Annotated in this window: 17 protein-coding genes and 1 tRNA gene; 6 read left to right on the top strand and 12 right to left on the bottom strand. The window is 74.7% G+C overall.

What is annotated here, in order from left to right; all coding sequences use genetic code 11:
• The first annotated feature begins 1,068 nt into the window (after window positions 1-1,068).
• Complete coding sequence (locus tag CNO22_RS19500; RefSeq protein WP_100500937.1) at window positions 1,069-2,274, top strand: tyrosine-type recombinase/integrase; 1,206 nt, start codon at window positions 1,069-1,071, stop codon at window positions 2,272-2,274.
• Window positions 2,275-2,372: 98 nt separating this feature from the next.
• Here CNO22_RS19500 and CNO22_RS19495 read toward each other — a convergent pair.
• A tRNA-Leu gene (locus tag CNO22_RS19495) sits at window positions 2,373-2,453 on the bottom strand.
• Window positions 2,454-2,563: 110 nt separating this feature from the next.
• Here CNO22_RS19495 and CNO22_RS19490 point away from each other — a divergent pair.
• A complete protein-coding gene (locus CNO22_RS19490; RefSeq protein ID WP_100500936.1) occupies window positions 2,564-2,794 on the top strand; it encodes a DUF3618 domain-containing protein in 231 nt (76 codons plus the stop codon).
• Window position 2,795: 1 nt separating this feature from the next.
• Complete coding sequence (locus CNO22_RS19485) at window positions 2,796-3,293, top strand: DUF427 domain-containing protein (protein WP_100500935.1); 498 nt, start codon at window positions 2,796-2,798, stop codon at window positions 3,291-3,293.
• 1 nt (window position 3,294) lies between these two features.
• Here CNO22_RS19485 and CNO22_RS19480 read toward each other — a convergent pair whose 3' ends face one another.
• Window positions 3,295-3,921 (bottom strand): TetR/AcrR family transcriptional regulator, encoded by a 627-nt coding sequence (locus tag CNO22_RS19480; RefSeq protein WP_100500934.1) that lies wholly within the window; start codon window positions 3,919-3,921, stop codon window positions 3,295-3,297.
• 136 nt (window positions 3,922-4,057) lie between these two features.
• Here CNO22_RS19480 and CNO22_RS19475 point away from each other — a divergent pair, with 136 nt between their 5' ends.
• A complete protein-coding gene (locus CNO22_RS19475) occupies window positions 4,058-5,143 on the top strand; it encodes an EAL domain-containing protein (protein ID WP_100500933.1) in 1,086 nt (361 codons plus the stop codon).
• Here CNO22_RS19475 and CNO22_RS19470 read toward each other — a convergent pair.
• Entirely contained in the window at window positions 5,121-5,702 is a 582-nt protein-coding gene (locus CNO22_RS19470; RefSeq protein WP_100500932.1) for a histidine phosphatase family protein, read from the bottom strand. The genes CNO22_RS19475 and CNO22_RS19470 overlap by 23 nt on opposite strands.
• Before the next feature lie 111 nt (window positions 5,703-5,813).
• Here CNO22_RS19470 and CNO22_RS19465 point away from each other — a divergent pair, with 111 nt between their 5' ends.
• Window positions 5,814-6,668 (top strand): aldo/keto reductase, encoded by an 855-nt coding sequence (locus CNO22_RS19465; protein WP_100500931.1) that lies wholly within the window; start codon window positions 5,814-5,816, stop codon window positions 6,666-6,668.
• 60 nt (window positions 6,669-6,728) lie between these two features.
• On the opposite strand, the gene CNO22_RS19460 is transcribed toward CNO22_RS19465, so the two are convergent.
• A complete protein-coding gene (locus CNO22_RS19460) occupies window positions 6,729-7,208 on the bottom strand; it encodes an STAS domain-containing protein (RefSeq protein WP_157937021.1) in 480 nt (159 codons plus the stop codon).
• Window positions 7,209-7,379: 171 nt separating this feature from the next.
• Between CNO22_RS19460 and CNO22_RS19455 the strand changes: the two genes are divergently transcribed.
• On the top strand, window positions 7,380-8,534 hold the full coding sequence (locus tag CNO22_RS19455; protein WP_100500929.1) for an acyl-CoA dehydrogenase family protein: 1,155 nt from the start codon (window positions 7,380-7,382) through the stop codon (window positions 8,532-8,534).
• A 166-nt stretch (window positions 8,535-8,700) separates the two neighbouring features.
• Here the strand turns inward: CNO22_RS19455 and CNO22_RS19450 are convergent, their stop codons facing one another.
• The 8 genes from CNO22_RS19450 to paaC all read right to left on the bottom strand — a co-directional run bounded on the left by CNO22_RS19450 (window position 8,701) and on the right by paaC (window position 15,212).
• Window positions 8,701-9,336 carry an N-acetyltransferase gene (locus CNO22_RS19450; RefSeq protein ID WP_100500928.1) on the bottom strand — a complete coding sequence of 212 codons (636 nt, stop codon included), beginning with the start codon at window positions 9,334-9,336 and terminating at the stop codon, window positions 8,701-8,703.
• A 2-nt stretch (window positions 9,337-9,338) separates the two neighbouring features.
• The gene (locus tag CNO22_RS19445; RefSeq protein ID WP_100500927.1) at window positions 9,339-10,457 is read right to left on the bottom strand and encodes an NAD-dependent epimerase/dehydratase family protein; all 1,119 of its coding nucleotides are present in this window, start codon (window positions 10,455-10,457) and stop codon (window positions 9,339-9,341) included.
• Between the two features lie 66 nt (window positions 10,458-10,523).
• Window positions 10,524-11,864: an MFS transporter gene (locus CNO22_RS19440; protein ID WP_100500926.1), complete on the bottom strand. Its 1,341-nt coding sequence runs from the start codon at window positions 11,862-11,864 to the stop codon at window positions 10,524-10,526.
• A 50-nt stretch (window positions 11,865-11,914) separates the two neighbouring features.
• Window positions 11,915-12,100 (bottom strand): hypothetical protein, encoded by a 186-nt coding sequence (locus CNO22_RS27850; RefSeq protein WP_157937020.1) that lies wholly within the window; start codon window positions 12,098-12,100, stop codon window positions 11,915-11,917.
• Window positions 12,101-12,236: 136 nt separating this feature from the next.
• Window positions 12,237-12,665 carry a thioesterase family protein gene (locus CNO22_RS19430; RefSeq protein WP_100500924.1) on the bottom strand — a complete coding sequence of 143 codons (429 nt, stop codon included), beginning with the start codon at window positions 12,663-12,665 and terminating at the stop codon, window positions 12,237-12,239.
• A gap of 4 nt (window positions 12,666-12,669) precedes the next feature.
• The gene (gene paaE, locus CNO22_RS19425) at window positions 12,670-13,746 is read right to left on the bottom strand and encodes a 1,2-phenylacetyl-CoA epoxidase subunit PaaE (protein ID WP_100500923.1); all 1,077 of its coding nucleotides are present in this window, start codon (window positions 13,744-13,746) and stop codon (window positions 12,670-12,672) included.
• Window positions 13,747-13,749: 3 nt separating this feature from the next.
• Window positions 13,750-14,304, bottom strand: a complete 555-nt coding sequence (paaD, locus tag CNO22_RS19420; RefSeq protein ID WP_100500922.1) for a 1,2-phenylacetyl-CoA epoxidase subunit PaaD — start codon at window positions 14,302-14,304, stop codon at window positions 13,750-13,752.
• Window positions 14,301-15,212 (bottom strand): 1,2-phenylacetyl-CoA epoxidase subunit PaaC, encoded by a 912-nt coding sequence (gene paaC / locus CNO22_RS19415; RefSeq protein WP_100500921.1) that lies wholly within the window; start codon window positions 15,210-15,212, stop codon window positions 14,301-14,303. Before paaC ends, paaD begins: the two co-directional genes overlap by 4 nt.
• Window positions 15,213-15,396: the final 184 nt, after the last annotated feature.

Raw genomic sequence — 15,396 nt, 5'->3', positions numbered from 1 at the left:
TCGGCGCGATCACCGCCGCCGCCCTTGTCCTCCTCCATCACCAGCACGGCCGGACCACATGATCACCGACCTGGCCCAGCCACTACTGGGAAAGACTCATTACCGACGGAGCAAGGTCGTGGTGTCGAGGAGCCTGGCCCGTGCCGCCGCTGTCGCCAATCGCCCGGGGGACCGGACTGTCCCTCGCGGTCCTGGCTGAGCTGGTCGCCGAGCTGGGGCCGCGCTGGCAGGCGTGTCAGGACGCGCGACTGGCCGATCGGCCGCACCAGGGGGCGGTCGGAGGCGGTGCCAGGCACCGGATGTTCGTCGACCGGCTGCTGGCCACCCCGGTGCTCCGGCGCCACGGGGTCACCCATGACGTGCTGGCCTGCTGGTCCGGAGTGTCCCGCTCGGTCCCGCTCGACGATCACCCGGGCGGTTGGAGAGGTGCGTCCGCTGCTGGCCGAGCGCGGATGCAGCGTCGAGGGCGGGGATCGGCTGCGCACCCTGGCCGATGTGGTCGTCCACTCGGTCCACACGTGAAGCCGAGCGGTGATCAGCACATGGCCTGGACTGTCCGGCAGCCAGTGGCGGATGCCGGTGGGATGCCGTGGACATAAACGTGTTCTGGTCGTCACATTGACCTGTCGAAGGTGCCCCCCGGCCTCCACTGGAGAGGAGCCCGGTGGCGCGTCGGCAAGCGCCAGCTGGTGATCCAGCGACCGGTCATCCTGCATGGCGACTGTGCGACGGAGTCGAACCGCCGCCGACCGGACCCCTCTTGCCTGTGTCGCCGTGAGGAGGGACGTAACCGATCTCGTCATCGGTGTCCAGCGCCAGCTCCAAATGCGGCTGACTGGAGAAGAACTGGAGGAAAACGGAAGCCTGCCAAGAAGGCTCGCGGATAGCTGCGCGCGTCTGCACGGCCACTGGTAGTCCACAGGGTGGGCGTGGACCCACAGATGCGCGACTGCGCCGCCCGTCGGGCTGCTTCTGGCTGCTACACACCCGCTACACACCCAGGAGCCTGCGGTGCAGCGGTCAGCGGGCTAGCAGCGTTTCACGGGGCCGAGCAATGGAGTTCCGACGATGGCCAAGCCACGGCGACGGCAGGCGGGCGAGGGCGGGATCAGCGAATACATGACCAAGGCTGGTCCGCGTTTCCTGATCAAGTTCACAGCCCAGCGTGAGGACGGGACGAAGCGCGTCGTCCTCAAGCGCGGCTTCAAGACGAGAAGAGACGCCGCTGCGGCTCTGCGCGAGCAACTGGGGCACGTCGACCGGGGCACGCACGTCGCGCCATCCAAGGTCACCGTGGATCGGCACTTCACGACCTGGCTCGACGGGCTGCGCAAGGGGCCGACCACCATCGCCTCGTACCGGAAGAACGTCCGGCTGCACGTCATCCCGTACATCGGGGACGTCAAGCTGGCCCAGCTCACGGGCACCCGGCTGACCGCCCTGTACCGGCAGCTGGAGACGTCCGGCCGCGCCGACGGCGCCGGCGGCCTCGGGGCGCGCACCGTGCGCTACATCCACACGATCCTGCACAGCGCCCTCGCCGCGGCGGTGGACGACAACCTCATCGCCGTCAACCCCGCGGCGAAGGCCAAGCCGCCGACGGCGAAGGAGGCCAAGTCTCCGGAGATGCAGACCTGGGACGCCGACCAGCTGCGCACCTTCCTGGACTGGACGGAGCGAGAGCGCCCGGAGCTGTACCCGGCGTGGCTGCTGCTGGCCATGACGGGGATGCGCCGCGGCGAGGCGCTGGCCGTCCGCTGGGGCGACGTCGACTTCGACGCCGGCACCCTGGCCGTCCGCCGCTCCGCGGTGCTGGTCAAGGCCAAGGGAGAGGGCGAGCGTCTGGAGGTCGGTTCGCCGAAGTCGGGCAAGTCCCGGGTGATCGACCTGGACGGGCGAACGCTGGCCGCACTGCGTGCGCACCGCGCCCAGCGGGGGGCGCTGTCGCTGGCCCTGGCCCGGGACGACGCCTACGTCCTCGGTCGGCTCGATGGCGGCCTGCGTCACCCCGAGCGGCTGTCCCGGGAGTTCACCCGGCAGCTGGCCTCGGCTGCCCGGCAGCTCGGGGAGGCCATGCCGCCGGCAATCCGGCTGCACGACCTGCGGCACACCCACGCCACGCTCTACCTGCGCGCCGGCGTGCACCCGAAGATCGTCAGCGAGCGCCTGGGGCACGCCACCATCTCGATCACCCTGGACGTCTACCAGCACGCGCTGCCGACGCTGCAGCGCGAGGCCGCTGCCCAAGTGGCCGCCCTCATCTACGGCGCCTGACGGGCGCGAGGTATCACCGGAGTATCACGAATCCGGGGAGCGGGTACCTGGCCGACGTGGCCGAGCCGCTGACCTGCAACTACGTCGTGGAGACGACGTGCGGGAGGGGGGAGTCGAACCCCCACGCCCGAAGGCACCAGATCCTAAGTCTGGCGTGGCTGCCGTTACACCACTCCCGCGTGACTACCGAGCATAGGGAGCCCGGCCAGCGGGTTCGGCGAGCCGCCCGTGCGGGTGGCCTCCGTGCACGGACGCGCCCCCGACGGTGCCGTCTGGCAGGCTGTCGGCCGTGCCTCGCGACCCTCGACAGATCCAGCTGGAGATCGACGCCGCCCGTGAGTCGCTCGCGGCGACCCTGGACCAGCTGGCCTACCGGAGCAGCCCGCAGCGACTGAAGTCGAAGGGGCAGGTCGCCGTCCAGCAGTTCCTGCAGACCCCGGTGGGGATGGCGGCGGTCGGCGCGGTCGGCCTGCTCATGACCCTCGTCGTGGTCCAGAAGGTCCGGCACCGCAACGACTGACGTGCGCCACCCGCGCCCCGACCCGGTCGGCCCCGGTCAGGAGTCGGTCTGGGACTACCCCCGCCCGCCCTCGGCCGAGGTGACCGGGCGGCGGGTCGTCGTCGAGCTCGGCGGCCGGGTGGTCGCGACCACCGACCGCGCCGTGCGCGTGTGCGAGACCAGCCACCCGCCGGTGTACTACGTCCCGCGCGAGGACGTCACCGACGGCGTCCTGCAGCGCGCGGCCGGCAGCTCGTGGTGCGAGTGGAAGGGCGCGGCGACCTACTGGGACGCCGTCGTCGGGGGACGGCGGTACCCGGGCGTGGCCTGGTCCTACGAGGACCCGGTCGAGCGCTACGCACACCTGCGCGGTGCGGTCGCCTTCTACCCGAGCCGGGTGGACCGCGCGCTGGTCGACGGCGAGACCGTGCGCGCGCAGTCCGGCGACTTCTACGGCGGCTGGATCACCGACGAGGTCGTCGGCCCCTTCAAGGGCGAGCCGGGGACGCTCGGCTGGTGACTCAGCCGGCGGTCGGCCGGGCGTTGCGCACCAGCGGCAGGACGACGGTCTGGAACACCCGGTCGACGTAGGCGTCGTCCAGCGGCTCACCGGTCAGCAGCCAGCGCTGGACGATCAGCGCGCTGATGGTCTCCGCCGTCACCGTCCGGTCCAAGCCGGGACGGACCTCGCCGCGCGCCTCGGCCCGGGCCCACATCTCGGCGAACGCGCCGCGCCACACGGCCAGCGGGCCGTTGCGGAAGGCCTCGACCAGGGCCGGCTGGTACTGCATCGCCGGCAGCAACGAGCGGATCGCCGAACCCGCCGGGCTCTGCACCGTCGTGACGACCAGGTCCATGAGCGCCCGGACGTCGCCCTCGACCGACCCGGTGTCCGGCGGCACCGCGATCGCCCGGTTGATGTCGGAGATCGTGTCCACGACGAGGTCGTGCTTGGTGCGCCAGCGGCGGTAGATGGTCGCCTTGCCGACACCCGCCTCCGCGGCCACCGCGTCCATGGTCAACGCGCCGTAGCCGACCTCGGCCAGGAGCCGCAGGATGGCCGCCCGGATCACGTCGTCCCGGCTCGGGTCGCGGGGGCGTCCGCCACGCGAGGTGCGGGCGGGCCCGGTCTCTTGCAGAACCACCATGAGTTGACCTTAGACATTCAAGTGAGCGACGACGACGGGTCTGGGGCTGCATGTCGCCGCATTTAGTGCCCTTGCACTAGGCTCGCCGGCCGCGCGCCTCTCGGGTGCGGTCGGGCCCTCCGGTCATCCTCGTGCGGTGGTGAGCACCGACGGACGACTCCGGCGCCGGGAGTACTGGCACCTCCCCACCCGGGCGACCCGGGTCCTGCTGGCGACCCCCGACGCGCACCTGCTCGCCGAGGTGGCCCGTACGGCGCGGGCACTGGGGCTGGCGGTGTCGGCGTCCCCGGACCTGCTCGACCTCGACGACGAGGACGGCGGCCGCGGCGTCGACCGGTTCTTCCGGCGGCTGGCCCGCGAGCTGACGACGGCGGAGGCCGAGGACCTGCGGGTGGCCACGGACCCGCCGGACGGCCGGGCGGCCCTGGCCGCCCGGCTGCTCACCGCGCCCACGCTCGCCGTGGAGCTGGCCCGCCGCGGCGTCACCGCGGAGATCGGCCTGCTCGCCGAGGCCGAGCTGTGGTCGGTGTTCCAGCCGATCGTCCGGCTGGCCGACCGCGCCGTGGTCGCGCAGGAGGCGCTGCTGCGCGGGACGGTCGACGGCCGGGAGGTCGGCGGCGAGGACCTCTTCTTCGTGGCGGAGTCCGCCGGCTGGCTGTCGCGGCTGGACCGGATCGGCCGCGAGTCGGCGATCACCGGGGCGGCAGCCTGGCTCGGGGACGCCGACCTGTTCGTCAACTCCGACCCCGCGTCGGTGCACCGCCCGGAGGTGGACCTGGCCGGCACCGCGCAGGTGCTGGAGGACGCCGGCATCGACCCGTCCCGGCTGGTCGTCGAGGTGGGCGAGGTCTCCGCCGTCCGGGACCGCGGGCACCTGCTGTCGGTGCTGGAACACCACCGCGCGCGCGGCTGGCGGGTCGCGCTGGACGACGTCGCGGCAGGCTGGTCGAGCCGCTCGCTGATGGCCACCGTCCGGCCGGACGTCGTCAAGCTCGGCCGGGCGCTGGTGCAGGCGCTGCCCGACGACGGCGCGCGCACGATGGTCCGCTCCGTCGTCGAGCTCGCGCACACCCTGGGCGCCCAGGTCGTGGCCGAGGGCGTGGAGACCGAGCGGATCGCTGACGAGGTCACCCGGCTCGGCGCCGACCTGGGTCAGGGCTGGCTGTTCGGCCGTCCGGTCCCGCCGCCGGTCGCGCGGGTCAGTGCAGGCCCCAGCCGGTGAGCGCCGGCCGGGCGTGCTCGTGCCCGAGGACGCCGTAGGAGCCCGCCGGCAGCGCGAACAGGGCCCCCGCCCGGGGCTCGAGGGCGAGCCAGCGGGCGGTGAGGATACGCAGCACGTGCCCGTGCGCGACCAGCGCGACGTCGCCGTCCTCGAGCAGCGGCCGGGAACGGTCGAGCACCCGGTCCACCCGCGCCCCGACGTCCGCCAGCGTCTCGCCGGGCGTGGCCCCGGGGACCGTGCCGTCGACCCACACCGACCAGGTGCGGCCCATCTCCTCGCTGATCTCCGCCGTCGTCCGGCCCTCGTAGCCGCCGTAGTCGAGCTCGACGAGGTCCTCGTCGGTGCCGGTCGGCGTGAGCCCGGCCAGCTCGGCGGTCCGCCGGGCCCGCAGCCGGGGGCTCACCCAGACCGCGGCGAACCGGCGGTCCCCGAACTCGCCGCGCAGTCGGCGGGCCTGCTCCTCGCCCTCGGGCAGCAGCGGCAGGTCGGTGACGCTGGTGTGCTGGCCGCTGAGGCTCCACTCGGTCTGCCCGTGCCGCAGCACCACGATCTCGCCCATGGCCCCTCCTCGTGTCGGCGGTCACATCCTGGAAGAGCAACGGCCGCTGCGGGTGCTGCCGGGCTCGGACCCCCGTGGCACCCGGCCGCGGGCCGACCCCCTGGAGGCAGCATGACCACGGTCGCGCCCAGTGACACCTTCTCGATCGGCGGGGACCTGCCCGTCCACCGTCTCGGCTACGGCGCCATGCAGCTCCCCGGCCCCGGCGTGTGGGGCGAGCCGGCCGACCCGGAGAACGCCCGCCGCGTCGTGCGCGCCGCCGTCGAGCAGGGCGTGGACTTCATCGACACCGCCGACTCCTACGGCCCGGTGGTCAGCGAGCGGATCATCGCCGAGGCGCTGCACCCGTACCCGGAGGGCCTGGTCATCGCGACCAAGGCCGGCCTGACCCGGCAGGGTCCGGGCATCTGGACGCCGGTCGGCCGCCCGGCCTACCTGAAGCAGCAGGTCGAGCTGTCGCTGCGCACCCTCCGACTCGAGCGCATCGACCTCATCCAGCTGCACCGCATCGACGCCGAGGTGCCGCTGGCCGACCAGCTCGGCGCCTTCAAGGAGCTGCAGGACGAGGGCAAGGTCCGCCACATCGGCGTCTCCGAGGTCTCGGTGGCCGAGCTGGAGCAGGCCCGGTCGATCGTCGAGATCGTCAGCGTGCAGAACCTCTACAACCTGACCAACCGGCAGTCACAGGACGTCCTCGACTACTCGACCGAGCACGGCATCGGCTTCATCCCGTGGTTCCCGATCGCGACCGGTGACCTGGCTGCGCCGGACAGCCCGGTCGCCGACGTCGCCCGGGAGCTGGACGCCACGCCGTCCCAGGTGGCGCTGGCCTGGCTGCTGCACAAGTCACCGGTCGTGCTCCCCATCCCGGGCACCAAGTCCGTCGAGCACCTGACCGAGAACCTGGGTGCGGCGCAGCTCCGGCTGTCGGACGAGGACATGGCCCGCCTGGACGCCCTGGCCTGAAGAAGGACCCCGTCCTCCCCACCCTTCGCAGGCTCAGGGCGGGGCCCGGGACGGGGCCTCTCAGCGCCAGCGGCGCAGCGTCCCCGGCCGCACCCGCCGGCGGAGCGGCCGGTCCTCGGCGCGTCGCGCGGGCCGCAGCTGGTACGGCGGCGCCGCGCGGCGCGCCGGGGACGGCGTGCGCGGCGTGGGCAGGGGGACGGCGGGGCGCGGGTCGACCTCGTCCACCGGCCCGTCGAGCTCGAGCCGCTCGCCGAGCCCGGCCGAGCGGACCAGGTGGCGGGTGGCGGCGGGGGCGCCCACGACGCGGCACCGGCGGCCGGCGGGGACCAGCGCGTCGGAGAAGACGGCCAGCACCTGCAGGCCGGAGCAGTCGCGGAACCGGGCGCCGGCGACGTCCACCACGACCGCGCCGCGCCCGATGAGGGCGGCCTCCTGCAGGGCCTGCGTCAGGCGGGGAGCGGCCAGGACGTCGACGTCGCCGGTCAGCCGGACGACGACCTGGTCCGGAACGCGGACGACGGCGATCTGCAGGTGCGGCACGGCGACCTCGACACGGTGTGCTGCACCGCCGGCGGTTTCGGGCGGTCCGCACCGACCGTAGTGCTGGTCGTGACCGCCTACAACCAAGCGTGCCTGCCCGACTGCGCTGCGCGCAGGGGTCCGGGCGACCCCGCCGCGGCGACCGGACGTGACGCGCGGCACCATGGCGCCGTGGACGCCGAGGACTTCCGCCAGGTCAGGGACGCCGTCCGGCAGCTCGTGCGGGAGGTCGTCGTCCCGCTCGAGGAACGCATCGAGGACGAGGACCGCGTCCCCGGCGAGCTGCGCGCCCGGGCCGCCGAGATGGGCCTGTTCGGCTACGCGCTGCCCGAGGAGCACGGCGGCCTGGGCGTCACGATGGCCGAGGACGTCGAGCTGGCCTTCGAGTTCGGCTACACCACGCCCGCGTTCCGCTCGCTGTTCGGCACCAACAACGGCATCGCCGGCCAGGTGATCGCCAAGTTCGGCAGCGACGAGCAGCGGAAGACGTACCTGCCGCGGCTGGCGTCGGGGGAGCTGATCGGCTCCTTCGCGCTGACCGAGGCCGAGGCCGGGTCCGACCCGTCGTCCCTGCGGACGACGGCCCACCGCGACGGCGACGGCTGGGTCATCAACGGCAGCAAGCGCTACATCACCAACGCGCCGATCGCCGACCTGTTCGTCGTCTTCGCCCGCAGCGACCCGGCCGAGCAGGGCGGGCGGGGCATCTCCAGCTTCGTCGTCGACGCGCGGGCGCCCGGGGTCACCGTCGGCCCGAAGGACCGCAAGATGGGCCAGGCCGGCGCGTGGACGGCCGAGGTCTTCCTCGACGACACCCGGGTGCCCGCCGACGCGCTCATCGGCGAGGAGGGCCGCGGCTACGCCAAGGCGCTCACCGTGCTCTCCCGCGGCCGGCTGCACATCGCCGCGCTCTGCGTCGGGATGGCCCAGCGGGTGCTCGACGAGTCGGTCGCCTACGCCGCGACGGCCAAGCAGGGCGGCGCCCCGATCGGCCGGTTCCAGCTGGTGCAGGCCCACCTCGCCGACATGCACGCCGAGCTGCTGGCCGGCCGGGCGATGGTCCGCGACGTCGCCGCCCGCTACGACACGGGCGAGGACACCGCGATCGGGCCGTCGTCGGCGAAGCTCTTCTGCACCGAGATGGTCGGCCGCGCCGTCGACCGCGCGGTGCAGGTGCACGGCGGCCTCGGCTACCTGCGGACGACGCCGGTCGAGCGCTTCTACCGCGACGCCCGGCTCTACCGGCTCTACGAGGGCACCAGCGAGGTGCAGCGGGTGATCATCGGCGGCGGGCTGCTGCGCGACGCCGGGATGCCGCGTGGCTGAAGTGCTGGCGGGGCCGGAACGGGCCGTCCGGCGGGAGGTCGTCGGGGAGCTGGGTGCGGTGCTGCGCGAGCTGGTGGACCTTCGTCGCGCTGCGCCCCGAGCACGCCGCCGGGGTGTTCGGCTCGATGGACCGCCCCGTCGGTGCCTGGACGGCCCGGGAGCCGAGCTAGCGCCGGAACAGCTGCAGGGAGGCGACGGGAGCGAAGCCGGCCGCCAGCAGGGCGCGCAGGCTGGCCGCGTTGCCCGGCGCCACCGCGGCCACGACGAGCTCACCGGCGGGCACCGCGGCGAGGGCGTCCCGCGCGAGCGCTGTCCCCGCGCCGCGGCCCCGCCCCTCCGGCTCCAGTTCGACGCTGAGCTCGGTCAGCCCGCCGACGCCGGTGCCGAGGACGGCCACCGACGCGCCGTCGGGGTACCCGAGTACCCGCAGGTCCCCGCGCAGCGCGGCGGCGAAGGCCACCCGCGGGTGAGTGCGCAGGTCGAGGCGCGCCACCAGCGAGCCCCCGGCACCGCTGCCGCGGGCGACGAGGAGCGCGTCGAGGCTGTCGACCCACCCGTCCGGCCCGGCCAGCGCGGTGACGACGCGGGGGTCGTGCGCGCCGCCGTACCCGTCGACGCCGAGCCCGCACAACCGCTCGTCGGTCACGTCGTCGGCGACCGCGAGCACCGCGTGCCCGGTGAAGGCGACGACGGCCTCCAGTCCCGGCCGCCACGGCGGCACCCGTCGCCAGTCGCCGTCCGCCGCGGGGAACCGTCCGGCGGCCGCCTCCCGGAGCAGCCCGGCGAGCGGGTGGTCGAGCACCTTCAGGTGGCGCGGGGGCCGGGCACGTTCGCCGGGTCGCCGGCGGGGTCGCGCTCCGGGCCGCCGGCGGGGTGCAGCAGCGGACCGGGCGCGCCCTCGCCACGGCCGAGCGCGGCGACGAACTGCCGCAGCACCTCGTCCCCGGGATGGGCCGGCGTCCAGTCCAGCAGCCGGCGGGCGCGGGTCGTGTCCAGCGCGGGCGCCCGCAGGCCGATGTCCAGCCAGCCGGGCTCGGTGGGCACCAGGTGGGCGTGGAAGGCCACCGACAGCGCCGTGCGCAGCGCGAAGACCGGCACCGGGACCCGCACCGTGCCCAGCGCGCGGGCGAGGGAGTCGGCGTCGAAGGTCGGCGCGGCGGCGAGGTTGAACGGCCCGGCGGCGCGGCGGTCGAGCATGGCCACCAGGGCGTCGGCGACGTCGTCGGCGTGCACGAACTGGACCCGCACCGACGGCAGGGGCAGCGGCAGCAGCCGGGCCACCGATCCGGGCAGCAGGCGGGCGGCGCCGAACAGCAGCGGCCCGAGGAAGTAGCGGCCGATCTCGCTGCTGGCCTCCGGCTGCAGCACCAGCGTCGGGCGCACCACGGTCAGCGTCGTCCCCTCGCGGGAGCCGAGCAGCTCGCGGACGACCAGCTCGGCCTGGGACTTGTCGCGGCTGTACCGGGAGCTGGGGATGCCGGTGGTCGGCCAGTCCTCGGCGACCTCCCGGTCGCCGCCGCCGGCGGCGTAGGCGCCCAGCGAGGACAGGTGCACGAAGTGCCGCACGCCGGCGCCGGCCGCGGCGCGCGCCAGCCGCCGGGTGCCGTCGACGTTGACCCGGTGCAGCCGCTCGGGCTGCCGACCCGGCTGCAGCGCCCAGGCCAGGTGGACGACGGCGTCGACGCCGTCGAGGAAGCGGGTCAGCTCGTGCTCGCTGCGGGTCTCGCCGAGGTCGGCCAGGTGCCACCGCACGCCGTCGTAGGGGGCGATGGACGGCGGCTGCCGCCGGACCAGCCCCCGCACCTCGGCCACGCCGCTGCCAGGCGCGGTGAGCCGGCGCAGCAGCGCCGTCCCCACGTTGCCGCTGGCGCCGGTGACGGCGACCTTCAGGCCCTGCAGACGGTCGCGGGTCGGTGCAGCCATGCAGTGCCGCTACCCGCCTCCAGCCCGCTGTACCCGGTCCACCGACAACCTGTCCCGCCGCCGTGGTCACGGGTGGATGAGGGCCTCCAGCGACTCGCCGCGGCGTTCGGGCAGCGCCCAGCCGGCCAGCGCGGCGAGCACGAAGAAGGCGGCGAAGGTGCCGAACACCAGGCCGTTGCCGCCGGCGGCCAGCAGCGGCGGCACGCACAGCGGCGCGACGATCGAGGCGATCCGGCCGAAGCCGGCTGCCGCGCCCGCACCGGTGGCCCGCAGCGCGGTGGGGTAGACCTCCGGCGTCACCGCGTAGACCGCGCCCCAGGCCCCGAGGTTGAAGAACGACAGCACCATGCCGGTCACCAGGACGGCGGTGTCGCCGTCGGCCGCTGCGAACAACCCGGCGCCGGCCGCGGAGCCCAGCAGGAACACCACGAGCGTCAGGCGGCGGCCCCACCACTCGATCAGCAGCGCCGCGGCGGCGTAGCCGGGCAGCTGGGCCAGCGTGATCAGCAGCGTGAAGCCGAAGGACCGCACCAGCGAGAAGCCGGAGGCGACCAGCAGTGTGGGCAGCCAGATGAAGGCGCCGTAGTAGGCGAAGTTGATGCCGAACCAGACCGTCCAGAGCGCCGCCGTCTGCTGACGGGAGCCCGCCGCCCACAGCGCGCCGGGCCGCGCGGCCGGCACCGGCCGGGCCGGGGCCGACGGCACCGGGGGCACCCCGGCCGCCGACTCGAAGCGGCGCACCGCGGCCTCGGCCTCGTCGGTCCGGCCGCGCAGCTGCAGGAAGCGCACCGACTCGGGCAGCCCGCGGCGCACCACGACCGCGTACAGCGCGGGGACGGCGCCCAGCGCCAGCGCCCACCGCCAGCCGTCGTCGCTGCCGGGGACGACGAGGTAGCCGATCAGCGCGGCCAGCAGCCAGCCGACCGCCCAGAACGCCTCCAGCGCCACGACCACGCGGCCGCGCACCCGGGCCGGGGCGTACTCGCTGACCAGGGTGGAGGCGACCGGCAGCTCGGCGCCCAGGCCCAGCCCGATGAGGAACCGGAACACCAGCAGTGAGGCCACCGACCACGCCAGCGCGGCGGCTCCGGTGGCCAGGCCGAACACCAGCAGGGTGAGCGCGAAGACCTGCCGCCGGCCGATCCGGTCGGCCAGCAGCCCGCCGAGCGTGGCGCCCAGCGCCATCCCGACGAAGCCGATCGACCCGATCCAGGACAGCTCGGTCGGGGTGAGCGACCACTGGACGGCGAGCGCGGCCATCACGAAGGAGATGAGCCCGACGTCCATCGCGTCCAGCGCCCAGCCCAGGCCGGAGCCCACCACGAGCCGGCCGTGCTCGCGGGTGAACGGCAGCCGGTCGAGCCGCTGCGCGCGGCTCGCCGAGGTGGTGGTCGCGTCGGTGCTCACGGGCGGCCGCCTACCCCGTGCGGCTCGCGGTCACGCGGCGGGCGGGGCGGTCAGCCGTCGTCGTCCTGGTCGCCGCCGTCGACCTCCTCCTCGACCTCGTTGCCGGCGTCCTCGACCTCCTGCTCGACGCCGTCGTCCACGACGTCGGAGCCGCAGGCGGCGGTGGTGAAGGAGGTCGCGGCGATCGCGATGCCGGCGGCGGCCAGGCGCCAGCGGCGGGTGCGGGTGGTCGTCACGGGGTCCTCCCGGGGTCGGCTGCGGACGGGTCCAGGATGTGCCCGCGGGAGCCGCACTCCATGCGGTGAGCGGTCCTGGGGCGGCGCCGACCTGGTGACCGTGTTCGCGACCGAGCCGCACCCGTCGGCGGCGGCGTCAGCCGGCTGAGGACGCCGGGCCGCGGGCGCGCCGCGCCGCCTCGCCGACCCGGGCCTCGACGACCGCCTCCGGGAGCACCGCCTGCCCGGTCGTGCCGCGACCGAGCAGGCGGCCGGTGGCGTCGACGGCGGTCAGCGCGCAGGTGAGCCGGCCGCCCGCGACCTCGGCGCAGCGGGCGGTCACCCGGACCCGGTCGCCCACCCAGGCCGGGGCGAGGTGCTCGACGGAGACCGCCGTCCCGATCGCCGCCTCGCCCGGCTCGAGGTACGGCAGGAGGAGCGTGCGGCCGGCCTCCTCGAAGTGCTTGGCCATCGCGTAGGTGGCGTAGACCGGGTGCACCGGGCCCAGCTGGTCGAAGTCGACGGTCATCGCCGCGGTGACGACGACGTCGAGGTCCGCGGCCGCGCCCGGCGGGATCGCGCGCATCGGCTCAGGCGTCGTAGTCGACGGTGACCGCGTCGGAGAGCGGCACCGTCTGGCAGGTGAGCACGTAGCCGGCCTCGACCTCCTCCGGCTCGAGGGCGTAGTTGCGGCGCATCTGCACCTCGCCCTCGGTGACCCGCGCCCGGCAGGTGCCGCACACGCCGCCCTTGCAGGCGAACGGCAGGTCGGAGCGGACCCGCTGGGCGGAGTCCAGGACCGGCACGTCGCGGGGCAGCGCCAGGGTCGTCGTCCGGCCGTCGAGCACCACCGTCACCTGGCTGCTCGGGCCGGTCACCGTCTCGTCGTCGCCGCGGACGGGCTGCGGCGGGACGTCGTCGACGTAGAACAGCTCCTGGTGCACCTTCTCGGCCGGGACGCCGAGCTCGGCCAGCAGCTCGCGGGCGTCGCTGACCATCCCGTGCGGGCCGCACAGCCACCAGTGGTCGACGTGCCCGGCGTCGACGAACGTCCCGATCAGCGTCTGCAGCCGGTCGCGGTCGAGCCGGCCGCTGGTCAGCTCGGCGTCCCGGGGCTCGCGCGAGAGCACGTGCACCAGCTGCAGGCGGGTGCCGTAGCGGTCCTTCAGGTCGGCCAGCTCGTCGGCGAACATCACCGTGTTGGTGCGCCGGTTGCCGTAGAAGACGGTGACGGTCGACTCCCCGTCGCGCAGCACGCTGGCGGCCAGGGACAGCGCCGGGGTGATGCCGGAGCCGGCGACGACGAAGACGTGGTCGGCGGGGACGGACAGGTCGGCGGTGAAGGTCCCCGACGGGGGGAGTACCTCGATCTCGTCGCCGGGCTGCACCTCGTGCACGAGGTAGGAGGAGAAGAAGCCGCCGGGCACCTCACGCACGCCGACCCGCGGCGGAGCGCCCACCGGCGCGCAGATGGAGTAGGAGCGCCGCTCGTCGCGGTCGCCGTCCACCCGGCGCAGGGTCAGCGCCTGGCCGGGCCGGAACGCGTAGTCCTCGGCCAGTTCCGGGGGGACGTCGAAGGTGACGGCGACCGCGTCGTCGGTCAGCTGCTCGACGCGGGCGACCTTCAGCGGGTGGAACTGCGGGCGACGCCGGGTGCTGGCGGTCACGGGTCAGATCTCCTTGACGCGCTCGAAGGGCTCGCGGCAGGTGCGGCAGCAGCGCAGCGCCTTGCAGGCCGTGGCGCCGAACTCGCTCAGCTCCTCGGTGTCCGGCGAGCCGCACAGCGGGCAGTCGGCCGTGCGGCGGGTCGGGCCGAGCTGCAGCGGCACCGGGCCGGCGGGGCGGACCGGCGCCCTCCCCGGCGGGGCGATGCCGGCGGCGGCGAGCTTGCGGCGGCCCGCGTCGGTGATCCAGTCGGTCGACCACGCGGGGGAGAGGACGGTGCGGACCTCGACGTCGTCGAACCCCGCCGAGTGCAGGGCGTGCAGCAGGTCGGCGCGCATCACGCCCATGGCCGGGCAGCCGCTGTAGGTGGGGGTGACGTCGACGACGACGGTGCCGTCCTGGACCCGCACGTCGCGGAGGATGCCGAGGTCGGCGAGGGTCAGCGCGGGCAGCTCGGGGTCGGTGACAGTCTCGGCGACGGCCCGGGGATCGCCTTTCGCGCGCGAAAGGCCGTCGCCCGGATCGCTTTTCGCGCGCGAAAGGCGATGGGGGGCGGTCACCAGGTCGCCGCCGGGTGTTGGCGGGCCAGGCCCTGGAGCGTGCCCAGCAGCGCGGTGAGCTCCGGGCCGTGCTCGCCGACCCGGCCGCGCGGTGCCGTGTCGGCCGGCCAGTCGGGCAGGCGCAGGGTGGCCCGCTCGAGCACCCGGGTGAGCACGGACTGCACCTCCTCGCGGACGTCGGCCGGGTCGACGGCGACGCCGCCGGCGACCAGCCGCCGTTCGACGTCGGTGGTGGTGAGCACGTCGGCGAGCAGCGGCCAGACCGCGTCGACGCCGTCCTGCACCCGCCGGTGCGACTCCGCGGTGCCGTCGCCCAGGCGCAGCACCCACCGCGCCGCGTGGTCGCGGTGGTAGGCCAGCTCGTTGACGCCCTTGGCCGCGATCGCCGCCAGCACCGGGTCGCGGGACTCCCGCAGACGGGCGAAGACCGCCAGCCGCACCGTCGAGGCCACCAGCAGGCGGACCATCGTCTGCCCGAAGTCGCCGTTCTCGGCCTCGACCAGCCCGGTGTTGCGGAACTCGTCGGGGTCCCGGAAGTAGGCCAGTGCGTCCTCGTCGGGGATGGTGTCGGTGGCCCGTTCCCGCGAGCGCCCGAGCACGCCGACCGAGCCGGCGCGGGCGAGCAGCAGCCGGGCCTGGCCGAGCAGGTCGAGGGCCACGTTGGCGATCGCGACCTCCTCCTCCAGCTCCGGCGCGGCGGTGACCCACTGGGTCAGCCGCTGGGCGAGCACCAGGGCGTCGTCCCCCAGCATCAGGCAGTAGACGCCCAGGTCGGCCGGGTCGACGCCGTCGGGCACGGTGGTGTCGACCCCGGCCAGCGGCTCGTCGAAGCCGGTGCCGAAGGCCCAGTGCCCCTCGCCCCCGTGCGCGTGGTCCAGCGCGTCGTAGACCGTCTCCTCGTGCGCCATGACGGAACGCTCCTTGCCTCGTGACGGGTCGCTGGAACGGCCCCTCTCAGGGCCCCGCCCCGAGGTACGAGGGGGTGGGGGGAGAGGGGGTGGCTCTTATACACATCTGACGCTGCCGACGAGCACCTACGTAGAGAGTCGTAGGGCACACTGTATCAATAAAAAAAAAATAACTAACCTATGA

The organism is Geodermatophilus chilensis (genome assembly GCF_002802985.1).
In the GTDB taxonomy this organism is placed as follows: domain Bacteria; phylum Actinomycetota; class Actinomycetes; order Mycobacteriales; family Geodermatophilaceae; genus Geodermatophilus; species Geodermatophilus chilensis.
This window is presented reverse-complemented; position numbering and strand designations above follow the sequence as displayed.

What these genes read in the sequence shown, in the direction of transcription:
- CNO22_RS19500 (WP_100500937.1), top strand. Translation starts at nt 1,069, where the DNA reads ATGGCCAAGCCACGGCGACGGCAGGCGGGCGAGGGCGGGATCAGCGAA.
- CNO22_RS19480 (WP_100500934.1), bottom strand. Translation starts at nt 3,921, where the DNA reads ATGGTGGTTCTGCAAGAGACCGGGCCCGCCCGCACCTCGCGTGGCGGA.
- CNO22_RS19470 (WP_100500932.1), bottom strand. Translation starts at nt 5,702, where the DNA reads ATGGGCGAGATCGTGGTGCTGCGGCACGGGCAGACCGAGTGGAGCCTC.
- CNO22_RS19465 (WP_100500931.1), top strand. Translation starts at nt 5,814, where the DNA reads ATGACCACGGTCGCGCCCAGTGACACCTTCTCGATCGGCGGGGACCTG.
- CNO22_RS19445 (WP_100500927.1), bottom strand. Translation starts at nt 10,457, where the DNA reads ATGGCTGCACCGACCCGCGACCGTCTGCAGGGCCTGAAGGTCGCCGTC.
- CNO22_RS19430 (WP_100500924.1), bottom strand. Translation starts at nt 12,665, where the DNA reads ATGCGCGCGATCCCGCCGGGCGCGGCCGCGGACCTCGACGTCGTCGTC.
- paaC (WP_100500921.1), bottom strand. Translation starts at nt 15,212, where the DNA reads ATGGCGCACGAGGAGACGGTCTACGACGCGCTGGACCACGCGCACGGG.